The following is a 15,624-nucleotide window of genomic DNA, read 5'->3' on the forward strand; positions in this document are numbered from 1 at the left end:
GAGTATTAGAATGAAGTGGCTGGCGGCAATTATCTCCTGCATGCTGTTGAGCGCCCCCGCGTTCTCCCGTGAGATAACTCCGGCCGAGCGCCGTGAGCGGGCGCACCTTCTCGATTTGAAGGGCTTCAGTGCCGGTCTGCCGGCTTGCGCCGAAGGGGCTGTTCTCCACAACGTTGCCTCTAATTTCGCAAACAAGGAGCGCCAGTTCTGGAACTCCAACGCGCAGATCCTTGCCTTTGAGCAGATCGAGGAAGTGGCCTGGCGTCCTGCCGGTCTCGATTACATTCCGCGTCGCTATTGCACGGGCACGGCCGTCGTATCGGACGGCTTCCGCCACAAGGTGAACTTCTCCATCCGTGAGGATCTGGGCTTCATCGGCATCGGCTGGAGCACCGATTCCTGCGTGGACGGCTTCGACCGCAACTACGCCTACGCTCCCCATTGCAAGCAGGCTGCTCCTTGATCCTGCGCTGGTGCTTCGCCTTCGCGGGCGCCTGCCTTCTCCTTGCCTCGCCTTCCGTTGCCCAGGGGCCGCGTGAGGCGAGGGGAGCCCCCATGGGGCAATTCGATTTCTATGTGCTCGCCCTTTCCTGGTCGCCCGGCTTCTGTGAGATCAGCGGCCGGAAGAGCAGACAATGCGATACGGGCAGCGGCCTCGGCTTCGTCGTGCATGGCCTCTGGCCGCAGATGGAGCAGGGCTATCCCAGCTTCTGCGAGCCCAGCGGCCGCTTCGTGCCGATGACGGCCATGGCCGACGCAAAAGGCCTTTTCCCTGACGACAATCTCGCGCGCTACCAATGGCGCAAGCACGGCAGCTGCACCGGCGAAAGTCCGGGCGGCTATTTCAAAGCCGTCAAACGGGCCCGGGAGCTCGTTCGCATCCCTGATGGCTTCAAGGCTTTGAGCGATCGCTCGAAGGTTCTGCCCAGCGAGATCGAACAGGCCTTCATGAGCGTTAATCCCGGACTGCGCCCCGACATGATCGCGGTGTCCTGTGGGCGACGCATCTTCCAGGAAGTGCGGATCTGCCTCGACAAGGATCTGCGCGGCTTCCGTCGCTGCCCCGAGGTCGACCGCGACGGCTGCCGCTCGGGCGAGCTGACGATCCCGGCGGTCCGGTAAGGACGAAAGATGAACTATCGCCACGCCTTTCACGCCGGCAATTTCGCCGACGTCATGAAGCACGCTCTCCTGGTGCGGGTCCTTGCCTATCTGCAGCGCAAGGAAACGCCGCTTCGCGTCATCGACACCCATGCGGGCATCGGCCTTTACGACCTCACCGCCGACGAGGCCGAGCGGACGGGCGAATGGGTCGAAGGCGTCGGCAGGCTCGACGAGCCTTTCTCTCCGCAGGTCGAGGAAATCCTCGCGCCTTATCGCAAAGTGATCGCGGATGTGCGCGCGCGGCACGGGCAAACCATCTATCCCGGCTCGCCCGGCATCGTGCGCGAGCTGCTGCGCCGTCAGGATCGCGGCGTCTTCGTCGAGCTGCATCCTGCCGATGTCGAGGTGCTGAGCGAGGCTTTCAATGAAGTCTCGAACCTGAAGGTGATGCATCTCGACGGCTGGACGGCGCTCAATGCGCTCATTCCGCCGAAGGAGAAGCGCGGTCTCGTGCTGATCGATCCGCCTTACGAGAAGACGGGCGAACTGGAGCGGCTGGGCACCGAGCTTCTTGCCGCGCTCAGGAAATGGGAAACGGGCGTCTATGCCGGCTGGTATCCGATCAAGGATGTTGGCGCGGTCGATGCGGTGGTGGCGCGCCTGAACAAGGAGAGCCCGCGTCCGGGTCTTCGCCTCGAACTCTATGTAGAAGATCCGCGCGATCCGTCACGGCTCAATGGCAGCGGGCTCTTCGTCATCAATCCACCCTGGTCCCTGAAGGATGAGGCGGAGATTCTTCTGCCCGCTCTCGCCGAGCGTCTCTCCCGCAGCGGCTATGGGGCATATCGCTGTGAAGCCTTCGGTCCTCCTGCCTGAAGCAGTTTTCTAGCGAAGTGGATCCGGTTCGCGTCAAAAACTGCGTCTCTCTGAAGGAGGGATCGTCCAACGTTAGTGGAACGATCCCTTATACGCATTGCCGCCTTGCCTGAGAGGGTCCATGAATGCTGACGTTCATCGGAACCTCTCTTCGCTAGGAAGCCTTCATGCTCGTTCTTCGCTCGTCTCCCGCATCGCCCTTCGGCCGCACGGTCAAGATCTCGGCGTCTCTCCTGGGTCTCACGGACCGCATCCAGATCGTCGAAGCGGAAACCTTGAATCCTGAGGATTCCCTGCGGCGGCAAAACCCGTTGGGCAAGATCCCTGCGCTTGTCCTGGAGAATGGCGAAACCCTCTACGATTCCCGCGTGATCATGGAATATCTCGATTTCCTTGCCGGCGGCGGACGCCTCTATCCGGCGGGCGAAGCACGGTTCCTGGCCCTGCGTGATCTGGCGCTCGCCAACGGCATCATGGATGCCGCGCTGCTGCAGGTTTACGAGGGCCGCTTCCGCGCCGAGGACAAGCGCGAACCGAAATGGCTCGAGCATCAGGCGGGCAAGGTCGAGCGCGGTCTCGCCTACGCAGAGGCGCATCTCTCGACACCGGCGGCCACTCTCCATGTCGGCCATATCGGTCTCGCCTGCGCGCTCGGCTATCTTGATCTGCGCTTTGCGGGCAGCTGGCGCGCGACGCATCCGAAGCTCGTGGCATGGCTCGCCGATTTCGAAGCCCGCGTGCCGGCCTTCGCGAAAACCAAGGTCACGCCGTAAAATAAAAAAGGCCCGGAGAAATCCGGGCCTTTTCATCTGTCGCTGACGCGACGGATCTTAGTAGGTGCTGAAGCGATAGTTCAGACCGGCGCGGACGACGCCGAAGTCACGCTCGCCGGTGCTGTAGTTCGTGCCAGCGAAGTCGAAATCGTCCTCGTCGAGGTTCACGTACAGACCTTCGACCTTGGCCGAGAGGTTGTTGGTGAAGGCATACTCGAGACCGCCACCAACGACCCAGCCGTTGCGATTGTCCGTGAAGGCCCAGCCGCCGGTTGCGTAGATGAGGGCGCGATCGAAGGCCACACCAGCGCGAGCGCGGACGGTGCCGAACCAATCGTCGGAATCGACCGTGACGGTGCCCGTCGGGAAGACGTAGGTGGTGCTGCCGAAGTCAGCCCACTGCAGGTCGCCTTCAACACCGAGCACGAAGGAGCCCATCTGGTAGTTGTAGCCGATCTGGCCGCCGCCGACGAAGCTGCCGTCGTCGTCGCTGTCGCCGAAGATCGTGTCCGTGCCGAACACGATGCCGTCGTCATCGCTGCCGTTGAAGGCGAAGCCAGCGTTCACACCAGCGTAGAAGCCGGTCCAGGTGAAGATCGGAGCAGCTGCAATGATCGGAGCCTGGGGAGCGACACGGGCGGGAAGGTCCGCAGCCGAGGCAACACCGGCGAAGCCGAGCAGAGCGACGCTAGCGAGAAGAATCTTCTTCATGGTTTCTCTTTCCTTATCGATGTCGTGCGCCGCCCAGCCCAAGAGACGCCTGGACCAAGCGAAGCACTATTCTTTTATAGAGCGACAACCTGACGAGGGCTGTGACATGACAACCACAGCACCCCAAAGGTACTGTGGCGGCAATGTGGCGTTGAAAGTAAGCTTTCCCCTTATGGCCTCGCTGGACTCCACAACGCACAACTAGGCAGTTGGTTCGAAGGCGGGGTCGAAAAATGTCATTTTCTTGGCAATGATCTCAACTAACGCTACGTCCTAGCGTTTCAAGAGGTGAAGAATGATTAAGAATGCGCTCGTGACCGGTGGTGCGCAGAGAATCGGCCGGAGCATCGCCGAACGCCTCGCCCGGGAGGGTTACGGCGTGGCGATCCATTGCCGCCGCTCGACCGCCGCTGCCGAGGAGATCGCTGCGCGCATTCGCGCGGCAGGCGGCAGGGCTGCTGTCGTCCAGGCCGATCTCGCGGATGCCGCAGCCGTCGAGAAGCTGGTGGAGGATGCGGCGAGGGGGCTCGGTTCCCCGCTGACGCTGCTCGTGAACAATGCCTCCGAGTTCGAGCCCGATGAGGTCACAAACCTCTTGCAGGATCGCTGGGACCGGCACTTCGCCGTGAACCTGCGCGCGCCTGCTTTCCTCGCGCGGGATTTCGCCAACCAATTGCCGGGCGATGCGCAGGGCTCCATCGTCAACATCGTCGATCAGCGGGTGTGGAAACTCACGCCGCAATTCTTCTCCTACACGCTGACCAAGGCGGCGTTATTCTCCGCAACGCAGACCATGGCACAGGCGCTTGCGCCGCGCATTCGCGTGAATGCCATCGGCCCCGGCCCGACACTCGCGAACGAGCGGCAAGGCGAGGAGGATTTCGGCAAGCAGGCGAGCGCCGTTCTGCTCGGACATGGCGGAACGCCGGAGGAGATTGCGGAGGCGGTCGTCTATCTCGCCAATGCGCGCAGCGTGACGGGCCAGATGATCGCCGTCGATGGCGGCCAGCATCTCGCCTGGGAGACGCCGGACGTGGCAGGCATCAAGGAGTAAGCGCGATCGCCGAGATCAGGCGCCCGTAATCGGGCTCCTGACGATGGGTGGTGCGGCGATAGCTGAAGAACCGCTCTTCATCGGAATAAGTGCACAGACCCAGATTGGTGAAGCCGCCGATGCCGGCCGCATTCAGTCGCGCGCCGATGAAGCCGGGAAGATCGAACATGGCGTGATCCGCCTTTTCGCTCGCGCGGAAGAAGCGCTCATGTCCCGGCGCTTCCTCGGCAAAACGCTGCACGAATTCGGGGCCGACCTCGTAGGCCTTCTGGCTGATCGTGGGGCCGAGCACCGCCGCGATCTTGCTGCGCTGTGCGCCGAGCTTTTCCATCGCTTGAAGGGTGGATTCGAGAACGCCTGTCACTGCGCCGCGCCAGCCCGCATGCGCCGCGCCGATCACGCCGCTCTCTGCATCCGCGAAGAGCACCGGGCCGCAATCGGCCGTCGTGATCGCAAGGGCAATGCCTGGAACATTCGTCACCATCGCATCGGCCTTGGGACGCTCCGCTTTCCACGGACCTTCGACAACAACAGCATCGGGCGAATGCACCTGGTAGACGCTGATGAGCGCGTCAGAAGCCACGTTCAGCGCCTCCGCCATGCGGCGTCGGTTTTCCTTCACCCGCTCTGGTTCATCCGACGAGCCGATGCCGCCGTTGAGGGAGGCATAGATGCCTTCCGACACGCCGCCCTGGCGCGTGAAGAACGCGTGGCTGATTGTCGACAGGGTGGAGAGAGCAGGGGCCTGGATGAACATGGTGCGAAAACTTCTACGGTGCTGATGCGAGGGGCGGCAAACCGGGAACGGCTTCGAGAGAGTGATGAGTAACGGCCAAAACCTTAAAGAGCTCACCCATGCCCTTCTCGTCGCGCTCGGTCAGGCGCGCGAGGGCCGCATCGATGTCCGCGGCCTGGGACGGCGTGGCGCGTTTCTTCAAGGATGTGGCGCGCGCCTCGATGCCGAGCGCTGCGAGAAAATCGCCTTGCGTGGCGATGCCGTGAACACGAAGCTCGTTCGCCAGAGCCGTTTGAGCCAGGCGATGAAAATCCACATGCGTGGTGAGATCGGCCTCACCCGGCTCAGCCAGCGGATCCACATAGGCGTGAGCTTTCAGCGCCTGTAGCGTGTCGCCGAAGGCAGGCCCCCAATAGCCGTAATCGACGATGAGCGCCGCGCCTCCATCGCGCGCGATCCTGCGCGATGCATCCTGCATGATGTCGATGGAGACGGACGGCCATTCGAGCGTGTCGCCGATGCGCAAAGGGTTGCCGAGAGATGTCTCTGCCTCTGCGCGCAGACCGAAGATCAAACAATCGTCTTCGAGCCCGACCAGACGTTCGCACCAGCCGCGCTCGGTGGCGATGAATTGGCGAACAGGCAGCGCATCGAAGAACTCGTTGGCGATGACGAGAAGCGGGCCTTCCGGCACATCCTCCAACCGCTCATGCCAGTGGATGCTCATGCCTGATGAAGCAAGCTGCGCGTGCTGCTTCTGCTTCAGGATCGGGCTCGTCTCCACGAGATGAACCTGCGCGGCTTCTGCGAAATCTGGCAAGAGCTTTGTGGCACGCAACAGATCGGCCATCAGCGTGCCGCGTCCCGGCCCCAGCTCGACGAGATGAACGGGATGCGAGCGGCCCATGGCGTTCCACACTTCCAGCATCCACAGGCCGATCAGTTCGCCGAACATCTGACTGATCTCGGGCGACGTGGTGAAGTCGCCGCCCGAACCCAGAGGATCGCGCGTGGCGTAGTACTGCCTCAGGCACAGGTCCATGTAACGCTCGACCGTGATCGGCCCTTCGAGGGCGATCCGCTCGCGCACATGCTGGCTGAAAGGCGTCATGCGGCCTCGGCGGCTTGCGCAGAACGCGTATGGCCGCGCGCTGCCATGACGATGAAGATCGCGCCGACGATGGCCATCGGCACCGAGAGCAGCATGCCCATGGTGATGCCGCCGCCCAACCCCTCGACGGAGGAGCCGAAGAGGAATCCGAGCTGCGCATCGGGCTCGCGAAAGAATTCGCAGATGATGCGGGCGATAGCATAACCCAGCACGAAGATGCCGCCGAGAAGACCCGGACGGCGGAAGCCGAATTTCTGCGCAGCGATTGCCATCACGATGAACAGCACGAGGCCTTCGCCGAAGGCTTCATAGAGCTGGCTCGGATGCCGGGGCAGGGGGCCTGCATGTGGGAACACGACGGCATACGGAAAATCGGGAGCCGGGCGGCCCCAGAGTTCGCCGTTGATGAAGTTGGCGATGCGTCCGAAGAAAAGGCCGATGGGCGTTACCACGGCGGCCATGTCGAGCATGGCCAGCGGGTTGAGCGCGCGCGAGCGGGCGAAGAGCACGATGGCTGTCACCGCGCCGAGGAAGCCGCCATGGAAGGACATGCCGCCATGCCAGACGGCCAGCGCCTCCAGCGGGTTCTTCAGATAGACGTCGAGATTATAGAACAACACGTAGCCCAGGCGCCCGCCCAGCACGACGCCGAGGGCGACCCAGACGATCAGGTCATCGATGTCGATGGGCTTGGGCTGGCGCAGCGGCGACCAGAGGGCCGTCTTGGCGGCCAGCCGCTTGGCATAGAACCAGCCGCCCAGGAGGCCCGCCACATAGGCGAGCGCATACCACCGGATCACGAGGGGGCCGATGGAGAAGGCGACGGGATCGAGAATGGGAAACGAAAGAGGCATGACCGGCCCTGATTGAACTCTGCGCCATTGGACCCGGTGGGGACGGATCGTCAACCCGGTTGCAGTTTCGCTCAATTGTGACCACATCTGGGTAGCCTGGGCTTTAAGCCCCTAAACGATGTGGATTTTCGACCATGACTCAATCCTCGAACCGGATTTTCGATGAACTCGCCCGTCTGGCGACCGATGCCGCAGGCGCCGCGCAGGGTGTCCGGCGGGAGGTGGAGACCGTGGTTCGCAGCCAGTTCGAGCGCCTGATCAAGGATATGGACGTCGCCACCCGCGAGGAAGTCGAGGTGCTGCGCGAGCTGGTTCTGGCCACCCGCGCCGAGAACGAGCGCCTGGAAGCCCGCCTAAAGGCGCTGGAGGAGAAGCTCGGTTCGTCCAGCCCTGCAACCTGACCTTTGGGGGTAGAGGCCCTCTGCTTCTGGCGCATTCCTCCTGCTGTGGACAGGTCCTGAAGGCGCATTGTGGGCTGAGTCAAAATCTAAGACTGTGATTCATGAGCTGATTCGGGCCTGACGTGACAAGAATCCTGAATGCCTCTCTGTATTCGGGAAGTTCTTCTCAAATATTGCTCTGATCAACGAAATGATATTGCCTGTTTATGCTTGCCATAATTCAGGCGCTCAAGATTTTTGGATCGCCATGTCCCAGCATCACTTCGAAATCGATCGCCTGGAACATCCTCTCGACGTTGTGGAGAGGCTTGCCTCCCTGCGGCACTGGATTTTCGATCGGGCGGATGCTGACGAAATGTCGGTCTCCGTTGCCGGGCGCTGGGCCGATTACGATATCGCCTTCACCTGGATCGAGGACGTGGAGGCGCTTCACGTCGCCTGCGCCTTCGACCTGAAGGTGCCGGAACGCCGCCGGCAGGATGTCCTACAGCTCATCTCCCTCATCAACGAGCAGCTCTGGGTCGGTCATTTCGACCTATGGAGCACGGAAAACGTGGTGATGTTCCGCCATTCCCTGCTGCTGGCAGGCGGTGCGGACCCGACGCAGGAACAGTGCGAGACGATCCTGCGCGTGGCGGTCGAGGCCTGCGAGCGCTATTTCCAGGCCTTCCAGTTCGTGATCTGGGCTGGCAAGTCGGCCCGCGAGGCTCTCGACAGCGTGCTGTTCGAGACCGAGGGCGAAGCTTAAGCCTCGAACCTTTGACCGCCTCGACAGGGCAGGGCGGCATGTGAATAGTAGCGGCCGCCGCTTCACTCACTGCCGGAAGAGTTCCCATGCCCATCGATGCTCAGCACCTGCCTTCGTCCCTCATTCTCGTCGGCGCCGGCAAGATGGGCGGCTCCATGCTGGAGGGCTGGCTCAAGGTCGGCATGAAGGCCTCCGGCGTGACGGTGGTCGACCCGCGCCCTTCCGAGGAGATGACACGCTTTTGCTCAGGGCTGGGCATCGCGCTCAATCCGGTTCAGCCAAAGCCCGCCGATGTGCTCGTGCTCGCCATCAAGCCGCAGATGCTCGATGACGCGGCGAATGCCCTGAATACCTATCTCGGGCCGCAGACTCTCATCATCTCCATTCTCGCCGGCAAGACCATCGGCGATCTCAAAAACCGTCTTCCGGCAGCGTCTGCCATCGTGCGCGCCATGCCGAATCTGCCCGCCAGCATCGGCCGTGGCGCGACGGGCGCGGCCACCAATGCCGAGGTCAGCGAGACGCAACGCCTGATGGCCGATGCGCTCCTGTCGAGCAACGGCATCGTCGAATGGCTGCCGTCGGAGGATCTCATCGACGCAGTCACGGCCTTGTCGGGATCGGGGCCTGCTTACGTGTTCCATCTCGTCGAGTGCCTTGCGGAAGCGGGTGCCGCCGCCGGCCTGCCGCCGGACCTCGCGCAGCGCCTCGCGCGCGCCACCGTGACGGGTGCGGGCGAGCTGTTGTTCCAGAGCGATCTACCGCCCGCGACCCTGCGCCAGAACGTGACCTCGCCCGGCGGCACGACGGCTGCGGCGCTCGATGTTCTCATGCACGAGCCGAACGGCCTGAAGGCCCTCATGCGCGAGGCTGTAGCTGCGGCCAAGCGCCGTGCCGAGGAGCTTGCGGGCTGACAGAACGGACAAAGCGCCTAGATCAATCTGAAAGATTGTAGGTTCAGGAGAGTGCTATGACGGATGCCCCTTTCGACAAGCGTAAGGCGATCATCGATGCCCTGATGCGGCTGGCCAGTGCGCGTGCCTGGAGCGAGATTGAGATCACCGATATTGCTCAGGAGGCAGGCGTCACGCTGGCGGAATTCCGCGATCTCTTCCCATCCAAGGGCGCGGTGCTCGGCGGTCTCTCGCGGCAGATCGACCGCAAGGTGCTGGAGGAAACCACGGACGATCTGGCGGGTGAGCCTGCGCGCGAGCGCATCTTCGATGTGATCATGCGCCGCTTCGATGCGCTCGAACCCTACAAGGAATCGCTGCGGCGGATTTCGCGCGACATTCAATATGATCCGTTGTCGATGACGGCTCTGCATCAGGTGGCCGTCAATTCCATGCGCTTCATGCTGGCTGCTGCCGGCATCGCCACGGAAGGGCCGCTCGGCACGCTCAAGCTGCAAGGTGCGGTGCTTGTCTACACCAACACCATGCGCACCTGGCTCGATGACGACGATCCGGCCCTGGCGAAAACCATGGCGCGGCTCGACCGCGAATTGCGGCGCGGCGAGCGTGTCATGGAAGGCGCGGAGGATCTGCGCCGACTGACGGCGCCACTGCGCGGTTTGGGACGTGCGCTGCTAAACGGACGCCGCTCTGTCCGGCGCGAGCGTCGGGGAGCAGACGAAGGCGATGTGGACAATCCCGCAGCCGCGATTTGAGGAACACGAGGGGGCATCATGGATCAGGCACATTCGCCGACGATCACGTTCGACGATTTCCTGAAGGTGGATATTCGCGTCGGCCGCATTGTCGCCGCTGAGCCTTTCCCGCAGGCACGCAAGCCCGCGTTCAAGCTCACCATCGATTTCGGTCCCGAGATAGGCACCAAGCGGTCATCCGCGCAGATCACCGTGAATCACACGATCGAAGAGCTTGTCGGCTCTCTGGTGCTCGGCGTGGTCAACTTTCCGCCGCGCCAGATCGGCCCTTTCATCTCCGAAGTGCTGACGCTCGGCGTGCCGGATGCGAATGGCGACGTGATGCTCATTCGGCCTGATAAGGAAGTGCCAGTGGGCGGGCGTCTGTACTGACTACGCCGGCAGACGCACCGTCGCACGCAATCCGCCGAGTGGGCTGTCGCCCAGCGTGATGTCGCCTCCATGCGAGCGCGCGATGTCGCGGGCAATCGCGAGGCCGAGGCCTGAGCCGCCTTCGTCCTGATTGCGCGCTTCGTCGAGGCGCACGAACGGCTTGAATACTTCCTCGCGCATTTCCGGCGGAACGCCCGGACCATCATCGTCCACATTCAGTGTCAGCCAGCGCGTTTCGTGATTGGCTGAAATCTCGATCCGGTCGCCATGGCGCGCAGCATTGGAAACGAGATTGAAGAGAAGGCGTCGGAATGCATCAGGCCGCACGATGATGATGGGATCGCCTGTAATCTCGAGCTCGGTGATATGGCCCTGGCGCTCCGCATCCGTTTGCGCTTCTTCGAGCAGCTGACGCAAGTCCGTTTCGCAGGCAGTCTCGCCCGCATCGCCGCCTTCTCCGCGGGCGAAGGCGAGATAGCCTTCCAGCATCCGGCTCATCTCGTCCACATCGCGCTTGAGATCCTCGATCTCAGGCGTCTGCTGCATGAGGGCGAGCGAGAGCTTGAAGCGCGTGAGAATGGTGCGCAGGTCATGGCTGACGCCGTTGAGCATCGTCGTGCGTTGCTCGATGTTGCGCTCGATACGGCGCTTCATCTCAAGGAAGGAGTGGCCGGCTTGACGCACTTCGCGCGCGCCGCGTGGGCGAAACTCGATCTCGCGTCCCTTGCCGAGTGCTTCGGCGGCTTCCGCGAGACGCAGGATCGGGCGGATCTGATTGCGCAGGAAGAGAATGGCGATGCCGAGCAGCACGAAGGACGATCCGCCCATCCATACCAGGAAGATATGCGAGTTCGATGCATAGGCCTGGCTGCGCCGCGCCAGCACGCGCATGACCGTGTTCTGGTTGAGCTTGATGCGCACTTCCACGTAGTTGGAGCGGCCCACCGTATCGAGCCAGTAGGGTCTGTCGATCTGGCGGCGCAGCTCGTTCGAGAGCGTCTCGTCGAGTACCGAGAAGAATGGTTTGGGGCCGGGCGGCGGCAGGTCCGTGTTATGCAGAATGTCCACGTCGAGCTGCAGGCTCTCAGACGCAATGCGCGTGAGCGTGGTTGCTTCCTTGTCCTGCGGATAGCTCTCGTAGATCTGGATCAGCGCGGCGATATCGGCCGTGACGGCGGAGGAGAGGCGCCGTGTCACCAATTCGTAATGCCGCTCCATGAACACGTAGGCGACCACGGATTGCAGCAGGATGACCGGCGCGATGATGATGATGAGAGCACGCGCATAAAGACCCTTCGGCAGGAACCTGCCGAACCAGCGCGCCGCATGGTCGAGCGGCGAATAGCGAAGGGCCGCGCCGATCTTCATCGGTCGATCACGAGGCGATAGCCGATGCCGCGCACGGTCTGCAGGAAGATCGGGTTGGCCGGATCGTCCTCGATCTTGCGGCGCAGGCGGTTGATCTGCACGTCGACCGTGCGCTCGTTCGCGGCAGCACCATTGCCGGCGAGCGCCTCGCGCGGAACGTTGTCGCCGGTCGCGGAGCCGAGGATGGTGAGGATCTCGCGCTCGCGCTCAGTGATGCGCACCACCTCTTCGCCGCGCCGCAATTCGCCCCGGTCGAAACGATAGGAGAAGGGGCCGAAATGGATGAGCTCCGGCACTTCGTTGTTTGTCACGCCTGCCGCAGGCAATGTGCGCTTGAGGATGTTGCCGAGGCGCAGCAGCAGCTCTCGCGGCTCGAAGGGTTTGGGCAGGTAATCGTCCGCTCCGATCTCTAGGCCCGTGACGCGATCCGACGTATCGGCCCGAGCGGTGAGCATCAGGATCGGCACCTGGGAGGTCATGCGGATGCTGCGCGCATAATCGAAGCCGGATTCGCCGGGCATCATCACATCGAGAACGAGGGCATCGAACACGAAGCTCTCGGCGATGGAGCGTGCTTCCGCCGCGCTCGACGCCGCCGTCACGCGATAGCCGTTCTCGCTCAGGAATCGTGTGAGCAGGTCGCGCAGGCGCCGGTCGTCGTCCACCACGAGAACGTGGGGGGCGTGATCGGGAATATCGATGCGGGGTGCTTCCATGGGCTCCGGGGCGCTTGGGTTGTGAAGGCCCCCTGCTTTATCAGGTTTTCTCCGGCCCGAATACGAGCTGCTTCACATGCTCGCGGTCGTCCGGGTCGATGAGGCACAGGAGGTACTGGCTGACCGCCGCCTTGGCCTCGGGGCTCGCAGCGGACAGCGCGCGCATGATGCGGCGGGTCTGGAGTTTGGCGAGCTTCAAGGCGAGATCATGGCCCTGCGGCGTGGCATGGAGCAGGCGTTGGCGCCGGTCGGAGGTGCCCATGCGGCTCTCGATGAAATCCTTTTCGATCAGCTCCTTCAAAACCCGGTTGAGGCTCTGCTTGGTGATCCGCAGGATGTCGAGGAGCTCGGCAATCGTCAGGCCCGGCTGGCGGCTCACGAAGTGCAGCACCCGGTGATGCGCCCGGCCAAAGCCGTATTCATCCAGGATCCTGTCCGGATCGCTGACGAAGTCGCGATAGGCGAAGAAGAACAGCTCGATCAGATCATAGGCCGGGGTTTCGGCCAGGATGTCCCGGTCGGAGTTCTGTGAAGGGATCTGTTGCTTGAAAGCCGGGATCGCGTCTGGCACCGTCCTGTCCAATTTTATGTCAGCCTTGTTGACATATCTCAGGACGATTGTTACTCGTCAAGCAGCTTTCGTGAAATGAATGAAACTCAAACGACACGGAAGCGACCGGAAATTACACGACCCCGGTTGCCACAAAGGTCGGCAGTAAAGGAGAAAACGATGTCCGCGACCCCCTTCGATCAACGTGATGGATGGATTTGGTACGACGGGCAGCTCGTACCCTGGAAGGACGCCAAGCTCCATGTCCTCTCGCACGCCCTCCATTACGGTTCGGGTGTCTTCGAGGGTGAGCGCGCCTATGGGGGCGAGATCTTCAAGTCGACGCAGCATTCCGAGCGCCTCAGGAAGTCCGCTCAGATCCTCGATTTCGAAATCCCCTATACGGTCGCCGAGATCGATGCCGCCAAGCGCCTCGTTCTGGAGAAGAGCGGGCTGAAGGACGCCTATCTGCGCCCTGTGGCGTGGCGCGGCTCCGAGATGATGGGCGTCGCTGCCCAGCACAACAAGATTCACCTCGCCATCGCCTGTTGGGAATGGCCGAGCTACTTCAATCCGGAAGAGAAGATGAAGGGCATCCGCATCGACATGGCGGAGTACCGCCGTCCCGATCCGGCGACCGCGCCCTCCACGGCGAAGGCTGCAGGCCTCTACATGATCTGCACCATCTCGAAGCATAAGGCGGAGCGTAAGGGCTATGCGGACGCGCTCATGCTCGACTGGCAGGGCCGCATTGCGGAATGCACGGGTGCCAACGTGTTCTTCGTGAAGGATGGCGTGGTTCACACGCCCATCGCCGATTGCTTCCTCGACGGCATCACGCGTCAGACGGTGATCGAGCTCGCCAAGCGCCGCGGTCTCGAAGTGACCGAACGCCGGATCATGCCCGAGGAGATGGCCGGCTTCCAGGAATGCTTCATCACCGGAAGCGCCGCGGAAGTGACCCCTGTGGCCGAGGTCGGCCAGTACAAGTTCACGCCGGGCGCCATCACCAAGATGCTGATGGACGACTACACGGCCGAGGTGCAGCCGAAGGCCAAGGCGGCTTAAGGCCGAGAAAGCGTTGCAGACACTGACATGCCCGGCTTCGTGCCGGGCATTTCGCTTTTCGGGAGGGTGTGCGTCGCAGCGAGACGTCTGCTAAAAATCCTCCATATCGGGAATGCGGTTGAAGGCGATCTTCGCGCCCGCATAGCCGCCGGGAATCTCCACCCACGGCCCGAAATGCAGCAGCGTCTGCCCGTGATGCGTGTTGAGCCGGTCGGCGATCATGCACAGATATTCCATCCGGCGTTTCGCTTGCGCCTCCGCGCTGTCCCCGAACAGATCCTCCTCGATGTCCTGCAATGGCACCAAGTCGTGCAAGGCCACATGGACGCTGCGGCTGCGGCCCGTTCTCTCGCGCTCCGCATGCAGGAAAATGCGGTTCAAGGAAGCAAGCAGCGAAGGGTCGTCCCAGCTCGGCGCGAAGCGCTCCTCGCCATACCAGCCGGCGCTGTCCTTATCGGTGAGCCAGAGGGCGAGCGCACGGGCCGAGAAGCCGGCGCGGCGCATGCGGCGCGAGGCTTTGACCAGGAGAACGCGAGCGGCGGCATAGGCGCCGTTGAGGTGTCGCCAATCATGGGGCAGCACGCGCCCGTGGCCGAACATGCGCCGCTGCGTCTCCGGTCGCTCGACCGTGTAACCGTGCAGCCCCATCCACATCCGCTCGCCTTCCACGCTGCCCCAGAGGCGGCGCAGTTCCTTGGGTTGAAGCCGCAGGAGCCCAGCCATGTCGGTGACGCCGGCGCGGGCGAGCCTTGCCGCGTTGCCCCGTGCGATGCCGGGGATGTCGGTGAGATCGAGGGAGAGCAGGGGGCCCGGCAGGTCCTCGGGCCGGATGGCGGCGAGCCCATCCGGCTTGTTCGCCTCGGCGGCGATCTTGGCGAGAAGGTCGTTGGGGCCGAGGCCCACCGAGCATGTGAGCGTGGGGCCGATCTTAGTCGCGATGGCCTCTTTCACCCGGCGTCCGAGAGCCAAACCTTCCGCCTGCTCGGAGGGGAGGAGGGCGCAGACCACCTCGTCGATGGAGCACACGGCCTTGATCGGCACGATGCCCTCGATCACCTCGACGATCCTGCGGTGGAGTTCGACATAAAGCTCGTGCCGGGCATTCACGAAGACAAAGCCGGGAAATTGCCGCCGCACGTCGCGCACGGTGGCGCCGCGCTTGACGCCCAGCGCCTTCGCCTCGCGGCTGACGGCGATCAGGCCCGTATGCTCGGACTCGACCGGAATGACCCCCATGGGCCTGCCGCGCAGATGCGGCTGCAGGTGCTGCTCGGCGCTGGCGAAGAAAGAATCGAAATCGACATAGAGCCGCTCCAGCCCTGCCGGCTTGCGCATGTTTGCTCACTCGCCTTTGGACGAAGGAACAAAATGAGAACACAGGCTTGGCCATGAGTCGATCGCCCGATCTGTGGATAACGGGGATGGTTCACTGGAGGTAGCCAATCTTTCCGCAAGGGAACCAAGGGACTGATTCCGATGTTCTCATGAAAGAACATAAAGAGAACAATAGGAG

The 15,624-nt window shown here is 62.8% G+C and carries 19 protein-coding genes; 11 read left to right on the forward strand and 8 right to left on the reverse strand.

The window, feature by feature from the left end; translation table 11 throughout:
- Nucleotides 1-10: 10 nt before the first annotated feature.
- The 4 genes from MJ639_RS10055 (at nt 11) to MJ639_RS10070 (ending at nt 2,753) form a co-directional block, all read left to right on the forward strand.
- Complete coding sequence (locus MJ639_RS10055; RefSeq protein WP_243371168.1) at nt 11-463, forward strand: hypothetical protein; 453 nt, start codon at nt 11-13, stop codon at nt 461-463.
- A 92-nt stretch (nt 464-555) separates the two neighbouring features.
- Nucleotides 556-1,122 (forward strand): ribonuclease T2 family protein, encoded by a 567-nt coding sequence (locus MJ639_RS10060; protein WP_243371170.1) that lies wholly within the window; start codon nt 556-558, stop codon nt 1,120-1,122.
- A gap of 9 nt (nt 1,123-1,131) precedes the next feature.
- Nucleotides 1,132-1,980, forward strand: coding sequence for a 23S rRNA (adenine(2030)-N(6))-methyltransferase RlmJ (locus tag MJ639_RS10065; protein ID WP_243371180.1), 849 nt, complete (start codon nt 1,132-1,134; stop codon nt 1,978-1,980).
- A 167-nt stretch (nt 1,981-2,147) separates the two neighbouring features.
- Entirely contained in the window at nt 2,148-2,753 is a 606-nt protein-coding gene (locus MJ639_RS10070; protein WP_243371182.1) for a glutathione S-transferase family protein, read from the forward strand.
- Nucleotides 2,754-2,810: 57 nt separating this feature from the next.
- Here MJ639_RS10070 and MJ639_RS10075 read toward each other — a convergent pair whose 3' ends face one another.
- Nucleotides 2,811-3,464 (reverse strand): outer membrane protein, encoded by a 654-nt coding sequence (locus MJ639_RS10075; RefSeq protein WP_243371184.1) that lies wholly within the window; start codon nt 3,462-3,464, stop codon nt 2,811-2,813.
- Nucleotides 3,465-3,759: 295 nt separating this feature from the next.
- Here MJ639_RS10075 and MJ639_RS10080 point away from each other — a divergent pair, with 295 nt between their 5' ends.
- Complete coding sequence (locus MJ639_RS10080; protein ID WP_243371186.1) at nt 3,760-4,518, forward strand: SDR family oxidoreductase; 759 nt, start codon at nt 3,760-3,762, stop codon at nt 4,516-4,518.
- Here the strand turns inward: MJ639_RS10080 and pgeF are convergent.
- Genes pgeF through lgt form a run of 3 tightly spaced genes read right to left on the reverse strand, consistent with a single transcriptional unit; the run spans nt 4,508 to nt 7,219 of the window.
- Complete coding sequence (gene pgeF, locus MJ639_RS10085) at nt 4,508-5,275, reverse strand: peptidoglycan editing factor PgeF (RefSeq protein WP_243371188.1); 768 nt, start codon at nt 5,273-5,275, stop codon at nt 4,508-4,510. The two genes, MJ639_RS10080 and pgeF, sit on opposite strands and share 11 nt — an antisense overlap.
- 13 nt (nt 5,276-5,288) lie before the next feature.
- Nucleotides 5,289-6,365, reverse strand: a complete 1,077-nt coding sequence (locus MJ639_RS10090) for a class I SAM-dependent methyltransferase (RefSeq protein ID WP_243371200.1) — start codon at nt 6,363-6,365, stop codon at nt 5,289-5,291.
- Nucleotides 6,362-7,219: a prolipoprotein diacylglyceryl transferase gene (lgt, locus tag MJ639_RS10095; RefSeq protein ID WP_243371202.1), complete on the reverse strand. Its 858-nt coding sequence runs from the start codon at nt 7,217-7,219 to the stop codon at nt 6,362-6,364. The genes MJ639_RS10090 and lgt overlap by 4 nt, the downstream gene beginning before the upstream one ends.
- A 134-nt stretch (nt 7,220-7,353) precedes the next feature.
- Between lgt and MJ639_RS10100 the strand changes: the two genes are divergently transcribed.
- The 5 genes from MJ639_RS10100 to MJ639_RS10120 all read left to right on the forward strand — a co-directional run bounded on the left by MJ639_RS10100 (nt 7,354) and on the right by MJ639_RS10120 (nt 10,409).
- On the forward strand, nt 7,354-7,620 hold the full coding sequence (locus MJ639_RS10100) for an accessory factor UbiK family protein (RefSeq protein ID WP_243371204.1): 267 nt from the start codon (nt 7,354-7,356) through the stop codon (nt 7,618-7,620).
- Between the two features lie 247 nt (nt 7,621-7,867).
- Nucleotides 7,868-8,368 (forward strand): type III secretion system chaperone family protein, encoded by a 501-nt coding sequence (locus tag MJ639_RS10105; RefSeq protein ID WP_243371206.1) that lies wholly within the window; start codon nt 7,868-7,870, stop codon nt 8,366-8,368.
- Between the two features lie 86 nt (nt 8,369-8,454).
- Nucleotides 8,455-9,282: a pyrroline-5-carboxylate reductase gene (proC, locus tag MJ639_RS10110; RefSeq protein ID WP_243371217.1), complete on the forward strand. Its 828-nt coding sequence runs from the start codon at nt 8,455-8,457 to the stop codon at nt 9,280-9,282.
- A gap of 56 nt (nt 9,283-9,338) precedes the next feature.
- The gene (locus tag MJ639_RS10115) at nt 9,339-10,037 is read left to right on the forward strand and encodes a TetR/AcrR family transcriptional regulator (protein WP_243371220.1); all 699 of its coding nucleotides are present in this window, start codon (nt 9,339-9,341) and stop codon (nt 10,035-10,037) included.
- Between the two features lie 18 nt (nt 10,038-10,055).
- Nucleotides 10,056-10,409, forward strand: coding sequence for a tRNA-binding protein (locus tag MJ639_RS10120; protein WP_243371225.1), 354 nt, complete (start codon nt 10,056-10,058; stop codon nt 10,407-10,409).
- Here the strand turns inward: MJ639_RS10120 and MJ639_RS10125 are convergent, their stop codons facing one another.
- Genes MJ639_RS10125 through MJ639_RS10135 form a run of 3 tightly spaced genes read right to left on the reverse strand, consistent with a single transcriptional unit; the run spans nt 10,410 to nt 13,031 of the window.
- A complete protein-coding gene (locus tag MJ639_RS10125; protein WP_243371227.1) occupies nt 10,410-11,777 on the reverse strand; it encodes an ATP-binding protein in 1,368 nt (455 codons plus the stop codon). It abuts the gene before it with no gap.
- Nucleotides 11,774-12,493, reverse strand: a complete 720-nt coding sequence (locus MJ639_RS10130; RefSeq protein WP_243371229.1) for a response regulator — start codon at nt 12,491-12,493, stop codon at nt 11,774-11,776. The genes MJ639_RS10125 and MJ639_RS10130 overlap by 4 nt, the downstream gene beginning before the upstream one ends.
- Before the next feature lie 40 nt (nt 12,494-12,533).
- Entirely contained in the window at nt 12,534-13,031 is a 498-nt protein-coding gene (locus tag MJ639_RS10135; protein ID WP_243372020.1) for a MarR family winged helix-turn-helix transcriptional regulator, read from the reverse strand.
- Nucleotides 13,032-13,223: 192 nt separating this feature from the next.
- Here MJ639_RS10135 and MJ639_RS10140 point away from each other — a divergent pair, with 192 nt between their 5' ends.
- Nucleotides 13,224-14,111, forward strand: a complete 888-nt coding sequence (locus MJ639_RS10140) for a branched-chain amino acid aminotransferase (RefSeq protein ID WP_243371231.1) — start codon at nt 13,224-13,226, stop codon at nt 14,109-14,111.
- A 90-nt stretch (nt 14,112-14,201) separates the two neighbouring features.
- On the opposite strand, the gene MJ639_RS10145 is transcribed toward MJ639_RS10140, so the two are convergent.
- Complete coding sequence (locus tag MJ639_RS10145; protein WP_243371233.1) at nt 14,202-15,446, reverse strand: Y-family DNA polymerase; 1,245 nt, start codon at nt 15,444-15,446, stop codon at nt 14,202-14,204.
- Between the last annotated feature and the right edge of the window lie 178 nt (nt 15,447-15,624).

The sequence above is a fragment of the Microvirga solisilvae genome, from assembly GCF_022808595.1.
GTDB classification, from domain to species: Bacteria; Pseudomonadota; Alphaproteobacteria; order Rhizobiales; family Beijerinckiaceae; genus Microvirga; species Microvirga solisilvae.